This window comes from Stieleria neptunia, assembly GCF_007754155.1.
GTDB classification, from domain to species: domain Bacteria; phylum Planctomycetota; class Planctomycetia; order Pirellulales; family Pirellulaceae; genus Stieleria; species Stieleria neptunia.
Genome location: NZ_CP037423.1, coordinates 3,043,641 through 3,062,499, shown reverse-complemented (window position 1 = coordinate 3,062,499; position 18,859 = coordinate 3,043,641). Strand labels below are relative to the sequence as shown.

18 protein-coding genes are annotated in these 18,859 nt (G+C 59.6%); 5 read left to right on the top strand and 13 right to left on the bottom strand.

Features of this window, described 5'->3' with window-relative positions; all coding sequences use genetic code 11:
* Positions 1-11 precede the first annotated feature (11 nt).
* The 11 genes from nuoL to Enr13x_RS10730 form a co-directional block, all read right to left on the bottom strand.
* The gene (nuoL, locus tag Enr13x_RS10780) at positions 12-1,976 is read right to left on the bottom strand and encodes an NADH-quinone oxidoreductase subunit L (protein WP_197455940.1); all 1,965 of its coding nucleotides are present in this window, start codon (positions 1,974-1,976) and stop codon (positions 12-14) included.
* Positions 1,973-2,308, bottom strand: coding sequence for an NADH-quinone oxidoreductase subunit NuoK (nuoK, locus tag Enr13x_RS10775; protein ID WP_145386061.1), 336 nt, complete (start codon positions 2,306-2,308; stop codon positions 1,973-1,975). Before nuoK ends, nuoL begins: the two co-directional genes overlap by 4 nt.
* 42 nt (positions 2,309-2,350) lie before the next feature.
* Entirely contained in the window at positions 2,351-2,887 is a 537-nt protein-coding gene (locus tag Enr13x_RS10770; RefSeq protein ID WP_145386060.1) for an NADH-quinone oxidoreductase subunit J family protein, read from the bottom strand.
* On the bottom strand, positions 2,880-3,578 hold the full coding sequence (locus Enr13x_RS10765; protein WP_145386059.1) for a 4Fe-4S binding protein: 699 nt from the start codon (positions 3,576-3,578) through the stop codon (positions 2,880-2,882). The genes Enr13x_RS10770 and Enr13x_RS10765 overlap by 8 nt, the downstream gene beginning before the upstream one ends.
* 13 nt (positions 3,579-3,591) lie before the next feature.
* On the bottom strand, positions 3,592-4,749 hold the full coding sequence (gene nuoH, locus Enr13x_RS10760; RefSeq protein ID WP_197455939.1) for an NADH-quinone oxidoreductase subunit NuoH: 1,158 nt from the start codon (positions 4,747-4,749) through the stop codon (positions 3,592-3,594).
* Positions 4,750-4,765: 16 nt separating this feature from the next.
* Positions 4,766-5,926 carry an NADH-quinone oxidoreductase subunit D gene (locus Enr13x_RS10755; RefSeq protein ID WP_145386058.1) on the bottom strand — a complete coding sequence of 387 codons (1,161 nt, stop codon included), beginning with the start codon at positions 5,924-5,926 and terminating at the stop codon, positions 4,766-4,768.
* Complete coding sequence (locus Enr13x_RS10750) at positions 5,923-6,390, bottom strand: NADH-quinone oxidoreductase subunit C (RefSeq protein ID WP_145386057.1); 468 nt, start codon at positions 6,388-6,390, stop codon at positions 5,923-5,925. The genes Enr13x_RS10755 and Enr13x_RS10750 overlap by 4 nt, the downstream gene beginning before the upstream one ends.
* Positions 6,380-7,099 (bottom strand): NADH-quinone oxidoreductase subunit B, encoded by a 720-nt coding sequence (gene nuoB / locus Enr13x_RS10745; protein ID WP_145386056.1) that lies wholly within the window; start codon positions 7,097-7,099, stop codon positions 6,380-6,382. The genes Enr13x_RS10750 and nuoB overlap by 11 nt, the downstream gene beginning before the upstream one ends.
* Positions 7,087-7,440 (bottom strand): NADH-quinone oxidoreductase subunit A, encoded by a 354-nt coding sequence (locus Enr13x_RS10740; RefSeq protein WP_145386055.1) that lies wholly within the window; start codon positions 7,438-7,440, stop codon positions 7,087-7,089. The genes nuoB and Enr13x_RS10740 overlap by 13 nt, the downstream gene beginning before the upstream one ends.
* A gap of 506 nt (positions 7,441-7,946) precedes the next feature.
* Positions 7,947-9,377 carry an NADPH-dependent glutamate synthase gene (gene gltA, locus Enr13x_RS10735; RefSeq protein ID WP_145386054.1) on the bottom strand — a complete coding sequence of 477 codons (1,431 nt, stop codon included), beginning with the start codon at positions 9,375-9,377 and terminating at the stop codon, positions 7,947-7,949.
* A gap of 53 nt (positions 9,378-9,430) precedes the next feature.
* Positions 9,431-10,330, bottom strand: coding sequence for a sulfide/dihydroorotate dehydrogenase-like FAD/NAD-binding protein (locus tag Enr13x_RS10730; RefSeq protein ID WP_145386053.1), 900 nt, complete (start codon positions 10,328-10,330; stop codon positions 9,431-9,433).
* Positions 10,331-10,930: 600 nt separating this feature from the next.
* Between Enr13x_RS10730 and Enr13x_RS10725 the strand changes: the two genes are divergently transcribed.
* Positions 10,931-11,263 carry a hypothetical protein gene (locus Enr13x_RS10725; RefSeq protein ID WP_145386052.1) on the top strand — a complete coding sequence of 111 codons (333 nt, stop codon included), beginning with the start codon at positions 10,931-10,933 and terminating at the stop codon, positions 11,261-11,263.
* Between the two features lie 124 nt (positions 11,264-11,387).
* Here the strand turns inward: Enr13x_RS10725 and Enr13x_RS10720 are convergent, their stop codons facing one another.
* Positions 11,388-12,254, bottom strand: coding sequence for a hypothetical protein (locus tag Enr13x_RS10720; protein WP_145386051.1), 867 nt, complete (start codon positions 12,252-12,254; stop codon positions 11,388-11,390).
* A gap of 325 nt (positions 12,255-12,579) precedes the next feature.
* Positions 12,580-13,704 (bottom strand): peptide chain release factor 2, encoded by a 1,125-nt coding sequence (prfB, locus tag Enr13x_RS10715; RefSeq protein ID WP_145386050.1) that lies wholly within the window; start codon positions 13,702-13,704, stop codon positions 12,580-12,582.
* Between the two features lie 78 nt (positions 13,705-13,782).
* Here prfB and mnmA point away from each other — a divergent pair, with 78 nt between their 5' ends.
* From mnmA to dxs, 4 genes are all read left to right on the top strand, one after another.
* Entirely contained in the window at positions 13,783-14,961 is a 1,179-nt protein-coding gene (gene mnmA, locus Enr13x_RS10710) for a tRNA 2-thiouridine(34) synthase MnmA (protein WP_145386049.1), read from the top strand.
* Between the two features lie 318 nt (positions 14,962-15,279).
* Entirely contained in the window at positions 15,280-15,663 is a 384-nt protein-coding gene (xseB, locus tag Enr13x_RS10705; RefSeq protein ID WP_145386048.1) for an exodeoxyribonuclease VII small subunit, read from the top strand.
* Between the two features lie 54 nt (positions 15,664-15,717).
* Complete coding sequence (locus Enr13x_RS10700; RefSeq protein WP_390621073.1) at positions 15,718-16,746, top strand: polyprenyl synthetase family protein; 1,029 nt, start codon at positions 15,718-15,720, stop codon at positions 16,744-16,746.
* An 88-nt stretch (positions 16,747-16,834) separates the two neighbouring features.
* On the top strand, positions 16,835-18,736 hold the full coding sequence (gene dxs, locus Enr13x_RS10695) for a 1-deoxy-D-xylulose-5-phosphate synthase (RefSeq protein WP_145386047.1): 1,902 nt from the start codon (positions 16,835-16,837) through the stop codon (positions 18,734-18,736).
* The last annotated feature ends 123 nt before the right edge of the window (positions 18,737-18,859 follow it).

The following is an 18,859-nucleotide window of genomic DNA, read 5'->3' as shown; positions in this document are numbered from 1 at the left end:
GCTCAACAGCGCTACCGTTGAACGAGCCACAAAAACAACACGACCAAAATCGTCCCGTTGATCATCCAAATCCCGTAGGTCTGAACTTGCCCGGTCTGCAGAACATTCAACCGAGCACCGCACCAGCGCACCACCGTCGCCGAAAAATTCATCGCGGCATCGACCACATGGCGATCGAACCAAGCCGCCGGCGCCGCGATGAATCGAAAAATCAACTTCGTCAAAAACAGATAGACTTCATCGATGTAGAACTTGTTTTGCACCAGCCGATAAATGCCCCCCATCGACTCAGCCATCCTCTTTGCCCGATTCGTCTGTCCGCCGTACAGCCAGAATGCGGCCCCGATCCCGACCACCGCGGCCGCCACCGATAACCCCATCACCAACAGATGGGCGTGGAGCTCCACACCGGGCAACACGAACTGCGAAACGGCAATCCAGCCGCCGCAAACCGACATCACACCGAGCACCACCAGCGGAATCGTCATGACCGGCGGGGATTCATGGGCCTTCGCCGCGCCGTCGGATTGGTGCCCCCCCAGGAACGTCAAAATGTACAGACGAAACATGTAAAACGCGGTCAACGCAGCCACGAACAGCCCGACTCCAAAAACCAGATGGTGCTCCCCATCCAACGCGGCACCCAAGATCTCGTCCTTGGAAAAGAACCCGGCCAGCGGCGGCACGCCGGCGATCGCGATCGTGGCAATCAAGAACGTCGCATGGGTCAACGGCATCTTCTTTCGCAGCCCGCCCATGTCCGCCACATCATTGCTGTGGACTGCGTGGATCACCGAACCGGCACCCAAAAACAACAGCGCCTTGAAGAACGCGTGCGTGAACAAGTGAAACATCGCGGCACCCAGCCCGGCCGGGTGCTCCGCCGACGCGACGCCCAACGCCAGCATCATGTACCCGATCTGGCTGAGGGTCGAAAACGCGAGCACCCGTTTGATATCCGTCTGCGTGCACGCGATCAAAGCGGCAAACAGGCACGTGAAGCAACCGACGGCGGCGACGACGTCCAACGCATCGCCCGAAGCCGCAAATCCGGGAAACAGCCTGGCCACCAGATAGACGCCGGCGACCACCATCGTCGCCGCATGAATCAGCGCCGAAACGGGCGTCGGTCCCGCCATCGCATCGGGCAACCAAACATGCAGCGGAAACATCGCGCTTTTCCCCGCCGCACCGATAAACACCAACAACATCGCGACGGTCAACAGATCCAGCCCGAAAACGCCCTCCTGATCCTTTAGATTTGCCAACACCGGCTGCGAATTGATCGTCGCGAAATCCAACGCCTGCGTCGCGGCAGTCGATTGGCCCGCGGTCCCCGTGACGCCGCCCCATGCCGGATCGACGACCAACTGATGGACGAAAAAACCGAGCACCAAAATTCCGGCCAGAAAAAACAGATCCGCAAACCGGGTGACGATAAACGCCTTCTTCGACGCCGCGATCGCTTCGGGCAACGTGTAATAAAACCCGATCAGCAAAAAGGAACTCACACCGACCAGTTCCCAGAACACATACATCTGCAACAGATTCGGCGCCAGCACCAAACCCAACATGCTGAACGTGAACAGACTGAGGAACACGAAGTACCGCGAATAACCTTCGTCGCCCGCCATGTAACCGATCGAATAAACGTGGACCAGCAAGCTGACGCTCGTCACGACGAACAGCAACAACAGCGAGATCGGATCGATCAGCGTCCCCATTGAGACGACCAAATGATCCTGGTACCGCAGCCACTCGATGCTCCACGTCACCGCCGTTGCGCCCGATTCGGCCGAACTCAGGTACGAGAGCCCCAGCCCGCACGTCAACAGGAACGCCGTGCCGATCGCGACCGATCCGATGATCCCGGCGGCACGAGCGTTTGAACCGGTGGCAAACAAACCGATCAACAGGATGGAAATCAACGGCAAGGCCGGGATCATCCACGCGTTTTCGAATAGAAATCCGGTCACGACGTACGGTTCCCCTGATCATAGATGTGGTTAGCCTGCGTCACGTCCAACGTATGCCGGTGTCGGTAGAACGACACAAAGATCGCTAACGCGACCACCGCCTCGGCCGCCGCGGCGGCAATGATGAACAACACCAACACCTGACCATCGACATCGTCCGAAGCGACAAATCGATTAAAAATCAGGATGTTCAGGATCGCCGAATTCAACGTCAATTCGATCGACAGCAACACACCGACGGCATTCCGCCGCGTGAAAATGCCATACAGACCGATCGAAAACAGCAGCGCCGAAAGCGTCAGCCAATGCGTGATCGTTGGTGTGGGAATCATGTTGAAAGTCCGACGACGGAGTGTTTCGGGCGGCAATCGCAGTTAGATGTCTTCCGGATCATGTTTACGAGCGATCACGATGCCGCCGATCAGTGCGGCCAACAGCAGCAACGAGATCACTTCAAACGGCACGATGTATCCGTCGCGTTCATTGCTCAATAACTTGCGACCGATGGCGTGGACATCTTCATGGGACACGGCCAGCCCCTCCTTCGAAACAAGCGGAAAGTCCGTGTTCCAATAGACCGACAGCGTGACCGCAAAAAAAGCCGTCGCCGCGATTCCGCCCACCACCCGTCGGGCGGCGCTCGGTCGTTGTTCAAACGTATGCCCTTCGCTGGTCATCATGATCGCAAACAACAGCAGCACGACGATGCCGCCGATAAAGACCAGCACTTGAATCCCGGCGATAAACTCAAACCCCAACACCAGGATCAACCCGGCGCTCGATCCCAGCACACCGATCAGGCAAACCGCCGATCGCAGCAGGCGCCGCCCGAGCACCACACCCAGCGCCAACGCAATCGACGATGCCGCAAAGAGGTAAAAGAAAAGGGTCGCGACTGTCCCGTCATACATCAGTTGATTTCTCTACGTCCAACTTGGGAATTCCGTCCATTTCGCCGCCGCACATCGGAATCGGCCCCTGATACTTTTTCATCGGCTTCATCTGCTCCTTGGCCAGTTCTTCGTCGTCAAGCTTATCAAGCTGACCGGCGGTCGGGCCGGCGTATTCGTTCAAGTTGAACACCAGCAGACGCCGATCGTACACCGATGACTCAAAGTCGCCGGTCATTTCCAGCGTGTCGAACGGACAAACGAGAACACAAATGTTGCAGAACGTGCACGTGTCCTGTCGCCAGATGAATTGATCCAGCGCCGGCTTGCCGGTCGCCTCGTTCTTCTTGTCCTTGGTGATGATGATCGACGCGTTCGGGCAAAGCCGTTCACAGATCTGGCACGCGGTGCAACCGTGCTCGCCTTCCTCGTTGTGGATCAACGACAGTCGACCACGATACCGCTCGAACATTTCCAGTGTCTCTCGGTTCTCGGGGTACTGTTGCGTGACCACCGTTGACGGTCGACGGAAATAGCTGAGCGTGGTCAGCAAGCCCCGCAAGATGCCTTTGAACGACAGCCACAAAATCGAGCGCAGACTGCGTTTCTGCCCCATGATCGACGGGCGCGGTGCGACACACTCTGATTTCAAATCGCCGAAATCCATCGGTGGGCATTCGGTTTCCGTCGGGACCGGTGTCGTCGTCGCCATGGCTATACGTCATTCATGTCGCGGAGGGGAAAAAATACAGTCCGGTCAGCACCACCGTTGCCGCCAAGATCAGATTGACAAAGCCGATCGGCAACAGCACCTTCCACTCCAAACGCATCAATTGATCCATTCGAAGTCGCGGAAAGGTCCAGCGAAACCACATCAAGACAAAAATCAGCAACGCGCATTTGCTGCCGAACCAGAACATCGGCGAGATCACCGGAGGCAACAGATCCATCACGGCGTTGAATCCTTCGTAGTTGCCGACATGGAACGGCAACCAACCGCCAAAGAAAAAGGTCACCGCCAGCGCCGAGAAAACGAACAGGTTGGCGAATTCGGCGAGAAAGAAAAACGAGAATCGCAATCCGCTGTACTCGGTGTGGTAGCCGCCGGTCAATTCGCTCTCGCCTTCGGGCAAATCGAAGGGCGTCCGATTGAGTTCCGCGGTGGACGCGATCACGTACAGGCAAAACGCGACGATCGCGACACCATGGCCCCTCCAAATCCACCATCCTTGTTGTTGGCTTTCAATGATTTCTGAAACCTTCAAGGTGCCCGAAAACAGGACCACCACCAACAGCGCAATGGTCAGCGAGACCTCGTAGGAAATCATCTGCGCGCCGGCTCGCATCGCCCCCAACAGCGACCACTTGTTGTTGCTGCTCCAGCCGCCCATCAAAATCCCCATCACGCCCAAACCGCTGACCGCCGCGATGTAGACCACCCCGACATTCATGTCGACGACCTGGATTCCGGGTGCCAGCGGAACGATCGCCAACAACAAGATCGTCGCCGTGATGCTGAAGATCGGTGCGCCGATGAAGATCACCTTGTCGCCCTGCCCCGGCTCAATGCCCTCCTTGAACAACAACTTGATGCCATCGGCCAACGACTGCAGCACGCCGTGCGGACCGACCCGCATCGGCCCCAATCGACACTGAAAGTGACCGGCGACCTTGCGTTCGATGTAGCTCATCACCAACCCCAACACCGAGACGCCGGTGAGCACGGCGACCAACCCGATCACGATGTACATCACCGCACCCCAAACGCCGGACTCTAGCGCCCGACTGGCACGGTCGGCCAACGACATCGCCGGCGCGGCAAACGCCTGGCTCGATGGAACCGACAGCGTCAGCGAAAGCTGATTCAACAAAGCGTCTGCCACGGCGATGGGATTCTCCTTATCGATCGATGTCCGGGATGACCAGATCCAGAGACGACATGGCCCCGATCAACGAGGCGATGTAGTCGCCCTTGATCATGGGTTCCAGGCACCACAGGTTATTGAAGTTCGGAGAACGATAGTGCATCCGATACGGTTCGTCCTTCTTGTCCGACGCGATGAACACGCCCAAAATCCCGCGTGCCGTTTCCAGTTGGCTATAGTAGCGTCCTTCCGGAATCTTGATCTTGGAATTCAGTTTCTTGACCAGAAAATCGCCCGGCGGAATGTTGTCGAGCAGCTGCTCGACGATGTTCAGCGACTGGCGCATCTCCTCGACCCGCACCCAGTACCGGTCCCAACTGTCGCCGACCGTGCCGACGGGGACCTCAAAGTCCGCCTGGTCGTAGACGCCGTAGGGGTGATCTTTTCGAAGGTCGAACGCGACGCCCGACCCGCGCAACACCGGCCCGGTGGCCCCGTACTGGACCGCCGTCTGCGCCGACAGGACACCGACGTTACGAAGGCGTTCTTGGATGATGACGTTGTTGGTCAACAGGTCATCGTATTCATCCAGCTTGGGACGAAAGTACTTGATAAATTCCTTGACGCGGTGGACAAAATTCGGATGGATGTCGGCCATCAACCCGCCGGGCAGCACATAGTTCATCGTCAGCCGGGCACCGACCGTCTCTTCCATCACGTCGTTGAGGACCTCACGATCGCGGATCCCGTACAGGAACGGCGTGAACGCCCCCAGATCCATCCCCAACACGCCCCACCACAATTGATGGCTCTGAATCCGTTCCAGCTCGGCGAAGATCGTGCGGATGTACTGGATGCGTGAATTGACCTCGATCCCCGCCGCTTCTTCCACCGCCTTGGACACCGCCCAGTTGTTCATGATCGACGACAGGTAATCCATCCGGTCGGTCAAATGGACACAATTCATGTAGTTCATGTGCTCGGAGATCTTCTCGATGCTGCGGTGGATGTAACCGAGCACGGGAATACATCGAAGCACCCTTTCGCCGTCCAACTTCAGCACCAGCCGCAACACGCCGTGGGTCGACGGGTGCTGGGGGCCCATGTTGACGAAATACTCTTGGGTATCCGGCGAACGGTCGTCGCCGCTGGCCTGCTCCACGAGTTCCTTCAGTGACGAAACTTCTATGGTCATCTTGGCCTATCGAGCATGAAGTCGTCTTGGTAGTCCTTGCGCAACGGAAATCCGATCCAATCGTCTTCCAGGAACAGCCTTCTGAGATCCGGATGATCCTCGTACAACACGCCGAACAGGTCGTAGACTTCCCGTTCCTGCCACTCCGCGACCGGGTGCACGCGACAGAGCGTCGGCACGCGGGGATCCTCTCGTGGGACCAACACGCTGACCGAAAGAAAATGTTTGTGCTTGAACGAGTACAACTGGTAAATCAGCTCGAACTGTCCGCGGTCGATCCAATCGACCGCCACGTGATCGAGTAATTGGGCGAAGGCAAATTCGGGCTCGTCACGGAGCCGGCGGATGATCGCGGGCAACGCACTCGCTTCGACGATGACCGCCGCACGGTCGGCGTTTTCATCCAACGGGCGGACGGCCGAGTCGAGTTCACAAACCGCCGCTTGCAGGGCCTCACGTTCCATCACCCGCCCCGCTTTCGTTCGCGTCGCTCTTGCCGGAACTGCGTTCGTTCAACCCGCTCGGCCACTTGAGTTTGTCGACGGCATGCTGAACGTCGACCACGTTCTCCTTGACGAGCAACTCCTTCATCTGACCCTGAATGTCTTCCAACGTGACCCCTTCGGGCAGCGCGCTGATGACCGGTTTGCGACGCACACCGGGCTCGCGAATCGTCTCGCCCTCTTTGATCATTTTCTGCAACGTCAACAAGCCATGGAACAATTGTTCGGGGCGCGGGGGACAACCTGGAACGTAAACATCGACGGGAATGATCTCGTCGGCGCCCCGCACGGTCGTGTAGGAATGATAGATGAACGGGCCACCGGAAATCGTGCAGGCTCCCGTCGCGATCACGTACCTCGGCTCCGCCATCTGTTCGTACAACGTCCGCAACCGCGGAGCCATTCGTTTGACGATGGTGCCCGCCAGAATCAACAAATCAGCTTGACGCGGCGACGGCCGCGCGACCTCGGCTCCGAATCGGGCCAAGTCGTGTCGCGGTCCCCCCGTGGCCATCAACATCTCGATCGCGCAGCAACTGGTGCCAAACGTCAACGGCCACAGGCTGTTGGCACGCGCCCAGTTGATGATCTCGTCAAACCGGGTCACCAAGACGTTGCCGCCGGGTACCTTCTCCAGTGCACCGGGCAGCTTGTCCGTTACGACTCCCATTCCAGAACCCCCTTCTTCCAGGCATACGCGAGACCGACGATCAGCACCAGCACAAACATCACGACCTCGAGCAGCCCGATCAGTCCGAGTTCGCGAAGCACCACGGCCCAGGGAAATAAAAACGCCGCTTCAACATCAAACACCAAAAACAGAATCGCAAACAAATAATACGCGACGTTGAAATTGATCGACGAGGACCCGATGGTTTCCTCGCCACATTCATACGGTGACTGTTTGACCTTCGTCGGGTTCCGCGGCGCCAACAAGTAGGACGCAAAGATACCGCCAAGTACCATCGCGATCCCCAACACCACGAACAGAAAGACAAATAGATAGTCCATGTTTGGTTAGTGCACTCGGCATCCGATCGTGGAACGACAACAAGACCGACAAAGTCCGCATCCAAGCCGCTGGACGGTTCTCAGTGAAGTGACGCCCGCCTTTATCTTACCCGTTCCCAACGAGACAATCTACAGACGTACCGGCATCGACGTGTGGCAGAGCCACACCGACCTTGCGTTCCCAGGCGGAGCCTTGGAACGAGTTGATGTTGTACGACGTCCTTTCCAGGTCGTCGTCGGGAATCCAACGGACAACGGCCCGGAAGGGCCATCGCACTCGAAAGACCGGTCTTATTCCCTTGTTCCCGGGCTCCGCCTGGGAACACAATGCTTACGGAGGCTCCCGCCTCCTACCGGCCATCGACGTGTGGCAGAGCCACACCGACCTTGCGTTCCAAGGCGGAGCCTTGGAACGAGTTGATGTTGCACGACGTCCTTTCCAGGTCGCCGCGAGTCCAACGGACAACGGCCCGGAAGGGCCATCGTACTCGCGGCGTGCCAAACGACTACCACTGTCCCGTTTCCAGGTACTCGTGCATCGACCGCGCCGCGACGCGACCGGCGCCCATGGCCAAAATGACCGTGGCGGCGCCGCTGACGATATCGCCGCCGGCAAACACGCCGCGTTTGTTGGTCCGCGACGTCTCCTCATCGGCAACGATGTAGCCCCATTTGTTGGTCGCCATGTCCGGTGTGGTCGATTGCACCAACGGATTGGCCCCGGTGCCGATGGCGACGACCGCCATGTCGATCGGCATCACAAATTCAGAACCTTCGATCGGCACCGGTCGCCGACGCCCCGATTCGTCCGCTTCGCCGAGCTCCATCTTGACCAGCTTGACGCCGGTCAAGTTGCCTTCCTCGTTGCCGACAAACTCCAGCGGGTTGTGCAGATTCATGAACTGCACGCCTTCGTCCTTGGCATGATGCACCTCCTCGCCGCGGGCCGGCATTTCTTCTTCGCTGCGGCGATAGATGATGTAGGCGTTCTTTGCGCCCAGCCGCAGCGCCGACCGAACGGAATCCATCGCGGTATTCCCGCCGCCGACGATCGCCACGTTGCGGCCGCGGCAATCGTAAATCGGTGAATCGTATTGATCGGGATCGTACGCCTTCATCAGGTTCACACGCGTCAGAAACTCATTCGCCGAGTAGACGCCGGCCAACTGCTCACCGGGGATGTTCATGAACTTTGGCAGCCCCGCCCCGGTGGCGATGAACACCGCATCGTAGCCTTCTTCGTTGAACAGTTCGTCGATGGTGACCGTTTTGCCGATCACGACGTTGGTTTGAAAATCGATGCCCATCGCCCGCATGTTCTCGACTTCCTGCCGAACGATTTCTTTGGGCAAGCGAAACTCCGGAATGCCATAAATCAACACGCCGCCGATTTCGTGAAGCGCCTCAAACACGGTCACCTCATGGCCCTTCAAGGACAGGTCGCCGGCGCAGCTCAAACCCGCCGGCCCGCTGCCGACGATCGCCACTTTCTTGCCCGTCAGCGGGGCCCGCTCGGGAAGCCCCACCTGTCCGGTCTTGCGTTCATAATCGGCGACGAATCGTTCGATGTGCCCGATCGCCAGCGAATTGAAACGCCGGGCCAACACGCATGCCCCTTCGCATTGGTTCTCCTGCGGACAAACGCGGCCCGTGACCGCCGGCAACACGTTGTCCTCACGCAGCTTGGCGGCTGCGGACAGGTACTCGCCCTCGCGAACCAAATCAACGACCTCACGGATCTGCACGCCCACCGGGCAACCATGCGTGCATTTGGGATCGGCACAGGTCAGACAGCGCTGCGACTCTCGCTGCGCGATCGCTTCGGTCAAACCCAAGTTGACTTCGTCAAAGTTATGGGCACGCTGGCAAGCCTCCTGTTCGGGCATTGCCTGACGAGGAATTTTGGTGCGTTGCTTGGGAGGAAGTTTATCAACCATGGATCAGAATCTGTATGGTGCGTGGATGAGGTCTGACGTGTGACCCTTGACTTTCAAACCGTCCGTGGACCGACTTCCGGAAACCGTTGCTCCATCTGACAATGGTGAGCTTCCTCCAGATCGTGCGTCGGATCGGCCTCGAATGCTTCCAACGACTCCTGTTCGCGATCGCGATACATTTTGTTGCGTTGGATCAGATTGGTGAAATCGACTTGATGCGCGTCGAATTCTGGACCGTCGACACACGCGAATTTGCACTCCTTGCCGACGTACACCCGACAGCCGCCGCACATGCCGGTGCCGTCGACCATGATCGGATTCAGACTGACGATGGTCGAAATCTGATGCGGGCGAGTGACTTCGGCGACCGCCCGCATCATCGGGATCGGACCGATTGCCAACACGTGATCGATCGTTCGCCCCTGGTCGATCAACGCTTGCAGCTTCTGTGTGACGAAGCCGTGTTCACCGTAGCTGCCGTCGTCGGTCATCAGGTAAAGTTCGTCGCTGGTCGCGCGAACCTCGTCCTCCAAAATCAACAACGACTGATTGCGGGCACCGACGATCGTGATCACGTGGTTGCCGGCTTGTTTCATCGCGACCGCCGTCGGGTAGGCGATGGCCGTTCCCACACCGCCGCCGATGACGACGACCGTGCCGAAATTTTTGATCTCCGACGGCTCGCCCAAGGGACCGACGACGTCCAAGATCGCGTCGCCGGCTTCGAGCTGATTGAGCAGCCGTGTCGTCTTGCCGACACCCTGCACGATGATCGTGATCGTCCCCTGCTCCACGTCCGAATCGGCAATCGTCAACGGGATGCGCTCGCCGTGCTCGTGGATGCGAACGATCACAAACTGCCCCGCCTGCCGCTTGCGGGCGATCCGCGGCGCTTCGACACGGAACAGTTTGACGTCACCAGAGAGAAAGCGAGATTCTTTGATGGGAAACATAGTGCAAACGATTTGAAAGACCTGGTCCGGCTATGGTGGAATCGACCGCGCTGCTTCCACCGCAAATCCCGTGCCCCCAACCGACGAAGCGTTTCGACGCATTCCGCATCGTCGCAATCACGCACCCGTTGAACTGAAACGCTTGATCGTCACCACACTCTCCAAAACGTGCCCGGCCCGCCGCACGACGGCAGCAATGGCGCCGCAATTAAAGCAGCCCCGACCGCTTCGGCCCCGGAAACCCAGCCAGACACCCTATGCCCCGACGCTGTGAAGCATTTTTTGAGCGGTAGGGCGCGAGCCCTCCGGTGTTTTGGCCATGAGGAAGAACCGGAGGGCTCGCGCCCTGCCGCTAAAACCTAAACAAACACAGGGAAAAAATGCTTCACAGCGTTACCTGTGCCCCCGCGGAACCGGCCTCGCCGTCAAACGTGCCTTTCCGCACACAGCTGACCGATCTGTGCGAACTGTGCGAACCTTGAAAAAGGCGGTCCCTGAGACCTCGGACCGAATGTGTCACCCGGTCGGCGATGAAGTGTTTAGCCGGGGGAGACGGATTCTTCGGCCGATTTTCAACACCGCCGACCGGGAGACACCACCATGGCCAAGTACTTCGTCCAATCAGGAACGCTTCGCACCACCGTCCAAGCCGAATCGTCTCGTAAAGCGGCACTGTGGGCGGTCCATCAAGCCATGCAGCAGGTCTTACCGGTCGACGACACCGACGGCAAATCGGCGGAATCAAAAACCGAGTCGGCGGCAACCGGCGGGATTCGCGTGATGGACGAGATCGTCCGCGTCAGCGAACTCGGTTTTGACCGCGAGGACGCGCCGGTGCTTTCCACGATGGACGTCGTCCGACAATGGAACGAGATGTTCGCGGCACTGGACCGCTTGCAACGGATGCTCCAGGAAGGTGCCGTGGCGGCGTGACCATGCCGTCAGTCATCCGCTGGGCACGCAGGGTGTTAGCGGAACGGCGCGAGCCGTCCGGTTCCACCGTGAAAGACCGGAGGGCTCGCGCCCTGCCGCTAACCAAAAACCACGCCGTCGGGCGTCAGCCGACTCGTTCGGCGATCACCCGCAGTTTTGCCGAAGCGTCCGCAAACGTTTCGTCTTGAGAGGTTCCTTCAAACGAGTCGTCGGCGTCGATCTCATCGAACTCAATGTAGACCTCGTCCTCGTCCTCGAAAACGTCTTGAATCGGGGCGCGTGCTGACGACGGCCAATGCGCGTCATCGCGGCGCATTTCGCCTCGCCCAAAGGTAGCCGCCGGGACGTACTGCGACTCCAGCGCCGCGCAGGCCAAAGACTCGCGTGTCTGGCGTCTCACGCGGTCGCGCCGCTCGGCGAGCGAGGCGTCGGGAAACAAGCCACGGCACGGTCGATTCACCAACGTTGCCACCAGCAGAGTCAGCGCAGCGACGATCCCAAGCAGCGGGAGTTCATAGGTCGCTCCGATGACCACCGTGATGGCCAACGCGAACGCGATAAGACCCTTGAGCAAATAGTCCGATGCCGATGCCGCCAGTGCGACACTCCAATGCGATCCCCTTCCCCGACTCGACGGGCCGCCGGTGTCAATGAATCGATGCAGCAGCTTGGCAACGAACCGGAGCAAGGCAAAGGCGACCACCAACATCGGCAGCGGAAATGTGGACGCGCCCGAGTGGTCCGGAAAATAGAGAAACAAGAACACCGCAGCGACACACAACACCGCGATCGTCCCGCGAATGACAAGCCGCAACTGATGCGATGCTTCGAACGCCGCGACCGCCACCGACATCTTGCGAGAACCCGACACCGCCAGCGGCGCGCCGTGAACCTCCGCAGAAACATCTCCCCTGACCGGTTGCCGGCCGGCTTCAGCGCCACGAGACCTGCCAAGGTCACTCGCTTGCTCGGTTTGACTATTCATGTCCATGATAGCCAAGCTCCAGTTTGTCGTAGTCTAAGCCTGGGCGGTTGATCACCTCGTCATGAAACTCCTTGCCATGGCAACCATTGGTCGCGGGCTGCTCCATGCACATCAACTTACAAGTGATCATCCGCTCATCGATTCGATCTGTTCTCCCTGCTGACGATGTCTGCACTTCCGTTATAGCCAGCTCGCACAGCCTGTCGAGCCAATTCAGCGGGGAACATCGATCAAATCATTGCCGCCATCGAATAAGCCATCAATCTGATGATGACAACCACACCATGGTGGTGGGGGTATGTAATGAAGCTGATGGCGCGCGGGCGATCGCTTACTCCTGATCCGCGGTCACCGCCGTCTTGCCGCCGGCCCGCCAACGCAAAAAGGCGTCCAAGAAGCCTTGCAGCTCGCTACCGTCGATGACGCTGTTGAAGTTGCCGACGTAGTGCCCGGTCCGGGCATCTTTGACACGCTGGTCGGGGTGCAGGAAGTAGTTGCGGATCTGGCTGCCAAATCCCGTCCGGGCCTGGGTGCCATACTTGGCCGCCGTTTCCGCTTCGCGACGCTCCTCTTCCAAGCGGGCCATTTTGGCGCGGAGCATCTTCCAGGCGTTGGCCTTGTTCTGATGCTGGCTGCGTTCGCTTTGGCACTGCACCACCGTGTTGGTGGGGACGTGGGTCAGGCGAATGGCGCTGTCGGTTTTGTTGACGTGCTGGCCGCCGGCACCGCTGGCGCGAAAAGTGTCGGTCCGAACATCCTTCTCTTCGATTTCTACCTCAATGGAATCATCGATTTCGGGCGCGACGCTGACGGCGGCAAAACTGGTTTGCCGCTTGCCTTCACTATTGAAGGGGCTGATGCGAACCAAACGGTGCATGCCCTCCTCGCCTTTCAGGTAGCCATAGGCCATCGGCCCACGGATGGCGATCGAGGCGCTGTTGATCCCCGCTTCTTCGTTTTCGTGTCGGTCCAGCAGTTGGATTTTGTAGTCTTGGTTGACCGCCCAAGCCGAGTACATCCGCAGCATGATGTCCGCCCAGTCATTGGCGTCGGTCCCGCCATCGCGCGCGTTGATGGTCAGAATCGCTCCGGCGCTGTCGTTGGGACCGCTGAGCAGGGCTTTCAGCTCCAAATCGTCCAGGATATTTTCCAGTCGCGAGAGCTCCTCGCCGACCTCGGCAGCGACCGATTCGTCCTCGTCGGCCATCTCCATCAAGACACTCAAGTCTTCGACGCTGCTGGACAATTCGTTCATCGGGCCGACAATGGCTTTCAGGGCCTTGAGTTCGCCGACCGTTTTTTGAGCCGATTCGTTGTCGTCCCAAAAGTCCGGTTGGCCCATCTTGGCTTCGATTTTTTTGATCTGCTCCGCCTTGCCGCGATGGTTCAAGGACTCGGCGAGCAGTTTCAGGCGTTTTTCGATTTTTTCACTGCGCTGAACCAATTCCGCGTCCATCAGTGATCACATCCTTTTCGCCGATCACGACGAATACTTGACATTGAAAAGACTTTCCAGAGAGGTTGAAAACTATACATGGCACGCGTGGTCCTGGCGATGAGTGGGGGAGTCGATTCGAGTGTGGCGGCACATCTGTTGCTCGAGGCCGGACACGAGGTGATCGGCGTCTTCATGCGGCACGGCGAGGAGTCCAGCGAAGTCTGCAAGGTGGAACCCGGCGCGGATCCGACCGCCCCGGCAGGCCACACTTCAGCCCCGTCGCTGCCCGTCCTGGGGGGCCTGGCGGCCGAGCGCGCCGACCACAAACAGGGCTGCTGCACCGCCACCGATGCCGCCGACGCCAAACGCGTCGCCGCTAAGTTCGGCATCCCCTTTTACGCCCTGGATCTGCAAGCCGACTTTCGACGCATCGTCGATTACTTTGTCGATGACTACCTGAATGGACGCACTCCGAATCCTTGCGTGAAATGCAATCATTGGATCAAGTTCGGCCGCCTGTTTGACTACGCCGCAGGTGTCGAAGCGGACTTTCTCGCCACCGGCCACTACGCCAGGATGATCGACGGCCAGCTGCACCGCGGATTGGACGGCCACAAAGATCAGTCTTACGCACTGTTCGGAATTGGCAAGAGCCGTTTACCGCGAATGTTGTTGCCGGTCGGCGATTACGAAAAAACCGAAATCCGCAAGATCGCCGAAAGCCTCCAGTTGGGCGTCGCCGGGAAACGCGACAGCCAAGAGATCTGCTTTGTAACCCAAGGCCATCACAGCGATTTTGTCAAAGCGCGTCGCCCTGAACTGGTCGGCACCACGGCCGGCGATTTTGTCACCACCGACGGCCGCGTCGTCGGCACGCACGACGGCTATGAAGCGTTTACCGTCGGCCAACGAAAAGGCCTCGGAATCGCCCTGGGCACCCCCCACTTTGTGATTCGGATCGACCCCAATACCAATCAAGTCGTGCTCGGCAAAAAGGAATCGCTGGCGTGCGAGCAACTTTCGGCCGCCGATGCCAACTGGTTGGTCTCGCCAGAATCACTCAGCCGCCTGGCCGCGTCCGAACCCGAAACCGGCGGGCTGTCGGTTCAAATCCGCTACAACGGATCCCCCGAACCGGCATCGGTCGCGTTCGACCCGGCGACGCCCGAACGATTCACCGTTCACTTTGACCACCCTGTCGATGCCGTCGCGCCCGGCCAAGCCGCCGTCGTCTACCACGGCCCCCGTGTCCTCGGAGGCGGCTGGATCGAGTGACCCCCAAAACGCGACGCATTGACGTCCCGGTTGCTGATTGAAACCTGAAGAACACGCTTTCTAAAGGTCACCCTCCCTGGCAGGGAGGGTCGAGCGAAGCGAGGGGAGGGTCCAGCGGTCAATCGTGGCGTCCATTTTGCATTGGGCCGCCCGCCCCACAGCTAATGAAATCAACACCTCGGCTAGCCGGCGGCTCATCCAGAGCGCGCCAGCGATCTACACAACTCGACAAACGCCGCCACATCGCGAGAATTGGCAAGACAGGCGGCACTCCACCGCCCCTCTCTCAACGACATCAGCACGGCGATCGGCGCAATCATGGCGAAAAAGAAATCGAGTGAATCGACCTCCTCCCAAAGCGAATCCGCACCCCAAGTGGATTTCGAATCGGCGCTGGCGGAAGTCGAAAACGTCGTCGAAATGCTCGAAGGCGGCGAGCTCGGACTGTCCGAATCGCTGGTCCAGTACGAACGGGGCATCGAAAAAATCAAGCTTTGCCACCAAGTCCTCCAGCAAGCGGAAAAACGCATCGCGGTGCTGACCCGCGTCGATGAAGACGGGACGGCGTCGGTCGAACCGGTGGACACCGGAGAGGGCACCACAACCCCCGCTAGCAGCGGGCGTTCCGCCTCCGGCCGAAAGTCGGCCAGAAAGACGCGTGGGCCGGTCAACGACGTGGACGAAAACGAGGGGCTTTTTTAAGCTGTACAGTGTGGGGATAATTACTGTTCACCCCTTTCCGCCCTAGTGTCAGCCTTGCCCGCCTCTCCGATCGAATCAACCAACGCAGAACAAACCGAGCCTGGAATCCAGCAAGCACTCGGTGACCTTCTGCCCTCCATCGAACAAGCACTTCAGGCGGCGTGCCAATTCGGCAGCGGTTGCCCGGATCGGCTGGCCGATGCAATCCGCTATGCCGTGCTGGCCCCCGGCAAACGACTCCGCCCGGCACTGGTCCTGATGGCCGCCGAAGCCTGTGGCGGGGCGATTGACGAGGCGATGCCCGGCGCGGTCGCCGTGGAAATGATCCACGCCTACTCGCTGATCCACGATGATTTGCCCGCGATGGACGACGACGACCTCCGCCGCGGACGGCCGACTGTCCACATCGCCTTTGACGAAGCCACCGCAATTTTGGCCGGCGACGCGTTGCAGCCCCTGGCGATCGCACACCTGTGCCGCAATGTGGCCGATCTGCAGCGGCGTGCCCTGGCCGTCGCGCTGCTGGCGAACGCCGCCGGCCCCGAACAACTCGTCGGTGGCCAAGCCGACGACCTGGCCGCCGAATCGGGCCAGCTGCCCGCCGACGTCGCCGCCGAACTGGAATCGGCCGGCCGACAGCCAGCTGCCGAGCAGCCCAATGAACCGAGCGGTATGCCCCCCCGTAGTCCAGACCAATGCCCCGGACTCGCGTTCCTGGAATCGATTCACCGCCGCAAAACGGGTGCCCTGTTTACCGCATCGCTTCAATTGGGAGCCGTCCTGTGCGGCGCCGGCGATCGACAATCCCAGGCCCTGACCGACTTTGCGGCCGATCTCGGATTAGCATTTCAGGTGGTCGACGACCTGCTGGACCACACCGCCGACGAATCAAGCCTGGGAAAACGCGTCGGAAAAGACAGCGATCGCGGAAAACTGACGTACCCCGGACTCATGGGGCTCCCCAACGCACAATCCTTCGCCGGCGACTTGATCCGATCCGCAAAATCGCACCTGACCGTTTTGGGCCCGCCGGCTTGGCGGTTAGAGTGTCTGGCGGATTACGTCCTCGCCCGCACCCACTGATCTCTCGCACCCACTGATTTCAAGCAATCACCTTGATGTGGTCAGCACGGATTGACCCGCTCGACCGACATCTCAAAAGGAAGCCAAATTGAACGACCCAAAACACCCCCTGCTGGCAAGCTTGAAAGACGCGACGGGACTGCGTGATTTTTCGCCCCAGCAATTGGAGTCGGCCGCCGACGAAATCCGGGACGTGCTCTGCAATCTGCTGGCAACCCGGACGGCGCATTTCGCGTCCAACCTGGGCGTCGTCGAACTCTGTCTGGCGCTGCACTGCGAATTCGACTTCCGCACCGATCGCCTGATCTGGGACACCGGCCACCAAATCTACCCGCACAAACTGGTCACCGGCCGCTACCACAGCTTCCCCTCGATTCGCACACAGGGCGGACTGATGGGATACCCGAACCCGCACGAAAGCGAGTACGACTTGTTCATGACCGGCCATGCCGGCTGCAGCGTCAGCACCGCGGTCGGATTACGCAGCGGTGATATAATGGTCGACCAACCCGACCGCCGCACGGTCGCGGTGATCGGCGACGGGGCCTTCCCCAGCGGCATCGTCTTCGAAGCCCTCAACAACGCCGGCCACCTGGAAGACGACCTGACGATCGTGCTCAACGACAACAAAATGTCGATTTGCCACCGCGTCGGTGCCGTCGCCGGGTACCTGGATCGTCTGCGAAGCAATCCGTACTACACCGGCCTGAAAAGCGAAGTCGGCAAACTGCTGGAACAGATCCCGATGTTCGGCGATCCGGCCGAGCGGTTTCTGGCCCAGTTGAAGGAAGGCGTCAAAGCCGGCTTGGTCGGCGGCATGCTGTTCGAAGAATTAAACATTCGCTACGTCGGGCCGATCGACGGACATGACATCGCGCTGGTCCGCAAGTACTTGGCGATGGCCCGCGAAATGAAAGGCCCGGTGCTGCTGCACGTGGTCACCGAAAAAGGCCATGGCTACAAACCCGCCGCCGCCGATCCGGTGTTCTTCCACACCCCGCCCGCGTTCGAAGACCGAGACGGCAAACCGGTGCCCCGGCACAGCGATGGCCTGCCCCCGTTCACCGTGCACGCCCGCGATGCGATCAGCCAAGCGATGGCCGCCGACGAAAAGGTCTCCGTGATCACCGCGGCGATGTGCCAGGGCAACAAACTGGAACCCGTTCGCGAAAAATTCCCCAAGCAATTCTTCGACGTCGGCATCTGTGAATCGCACGCGGTCGCCTTCGCCGCCGGTCAGTGCAAAGCCGGCGCGCGGCCGATCGTCGACATCTACAGCACATTTCTGCAACGCAGCTACGACCAGATTTTCCAAGAGGTCTCGCTGCAAGACCTGCCGGTCGTGTTCATGCTCGATCGAGCCGGATTGACCGGACCGGACGGACCGACCCACCACGGCGTCTATGACGTCGGCTACATGCGGCTGTTCCCCAACATCGTCGTGATGGCCCCCGGATACGCCGAAGAACTGGGCATGATGCTTCGCTTCGCGCTCGATCACAACCACCCCTGCAGCATCCGCTACCCCAAAGCATCGGCACTGCAACGCGACCAACCGGTCCCCGAAATCGAACTCGGCAAAAGCGAAATCATTCGCCCCGGCGAAGACGGAACGATCGTCGCCTTCGGCGCGATGCTGGAAAATGCACTCGCCGCGGCCGAGATGCTCGAAGGCGAGTTGGATATCTGCGTCGTCAACGCGCGGTTCGCCAAACCGATCGACGAAGAGATGGTCAGACAGTCGATCGAGACGGGAAAATTCGTCCTGACCGTCGAAGAAAACGCGGTCATGGGGGGATTCGGATCCGCATTCCTGGAATCCGCCGTCGCCCAACGACTGGACACACGCGGCGTCCAGACCCTGGGCCTCCCCGATTCGTTCGTCGAACACGGGGATCGAAACGAATTGCTGCACCAGTGCGGACTCAGCCCCGAAGCGATCGCCGAGCGATGCCGGCAAGCCACACCGGCGACGTCAACCTTCGCCTGAGCAAGCCGGTTGAAAGTGGCAGAGGCTTCCAGCCTGTCGATTCCGGGGCGCCAGTCTGAAAGCCTACGCCACCGGGACTCCGACCACTGCTATGCTAGGCAACCTATGACGCTCAACCCCGCA

Excerpts from the sequence above, each read along its gene's own strand:
- Enr13x_RS10770 (WP_145386060.1), bottom strand. The coding sequence starts at position 2,887 with ATGTATGACGGGACAGTCGCGACCCTTTTCTTTTACCTCTTTGCGGCA.
- nuoB (WP_145386056.1), bottom strand. The coding sequence starts at position 7,099 with ATGGGAGTCGTAACGGACAAGCTGCCCGGTGCACTGGAGAAGGTACCC.
- Enr13x_RS10750 (WP_145386057.1), bottom strand. The coding sequence starts at position 6,390 with ATGGAACGTGAGGCCCTGCAAGCGGCGGTTTGTGAACTCGACTCGGCC.
- Enr13x_RS10755 (WP_145386058.1), bottom strand. The coding sequence starts at position 5,926 with ATGACCATAGAAGTTTCGTCACTGAAGGAACTCGTGGAGCAGGCCAGC.
- prfB (WP_145386050.1), bottom strand. The coding sequence starts at position 13,704 with ATGGACGCGGAATTGGTTCAGCGCAGTGAAAAAATCGAAAAACGCCTG.
- Enr13x_RS10765 (WP_145386059.1), bottom strand. The coding sequence starts at position 3,578 with ATGGCGACGACGACACCGGTCCCGACGGAAACCGAATGCCCACCGATG.
- gltA (WP_145386054.1), bottom strand. The coding sequence starts at position 9,377 with ATGGTTGATAAACTTCCTCCCAAGCAACGCACCAAAATTCCTCGTCAG.
- Enr13x_RS10730 (WP_145386053.1), bottom strand. The coding sequence starts at position 10,330 with ATGTTTCCCATCAAAGAATCTCGCTTTCTCTCTGGTGACGTCAAACTG.
- Enr13x_RS10720 (WP_145386051.1), bottom strand. The coding sequence starts at position 12,254 with ATGGACATGAATAGTCAAACCGAGCAAGCGAGTGACCTTGGCAGGTCT.
- Enr13x_RS10740 (WP_145386055.1), bottom strand. The coding sequence starts at position 7,440 with ATGGACTATCTATTTGTCTTTCTGTTCGTGGTGTTGGGGATCGCGATG.
- xseB (WP_145386048.1), top strand. The coding sequence starts at position 15,280 with ATGGCGAAAAAGAAATCGAGTGAATCGACCTCCTCCCAAAGCGAATCC.
- Enr13x_RS10725 (WP_145386052.1), top strand. The coding sequence starts at position 10,931 with ATGGCCAAGTACTTCGTCCAATCAGGAACGCTTCGCACCACCGTCCAA.
- nuoK (WP_145386061.1), bottom strand. The coding sequence starts at position 2,308 with ATGATTCCCACACCAACGATCACGCATTGGCTGACGCTTTCGGCGCTG.
- mnmA (WP_145386049.1), top strand. The coding sequence starts at position 13,783 with ATGGCACGCGTGGTCCTGGCGATGAGTGGGGGAGTCGATTCGAGTGTG.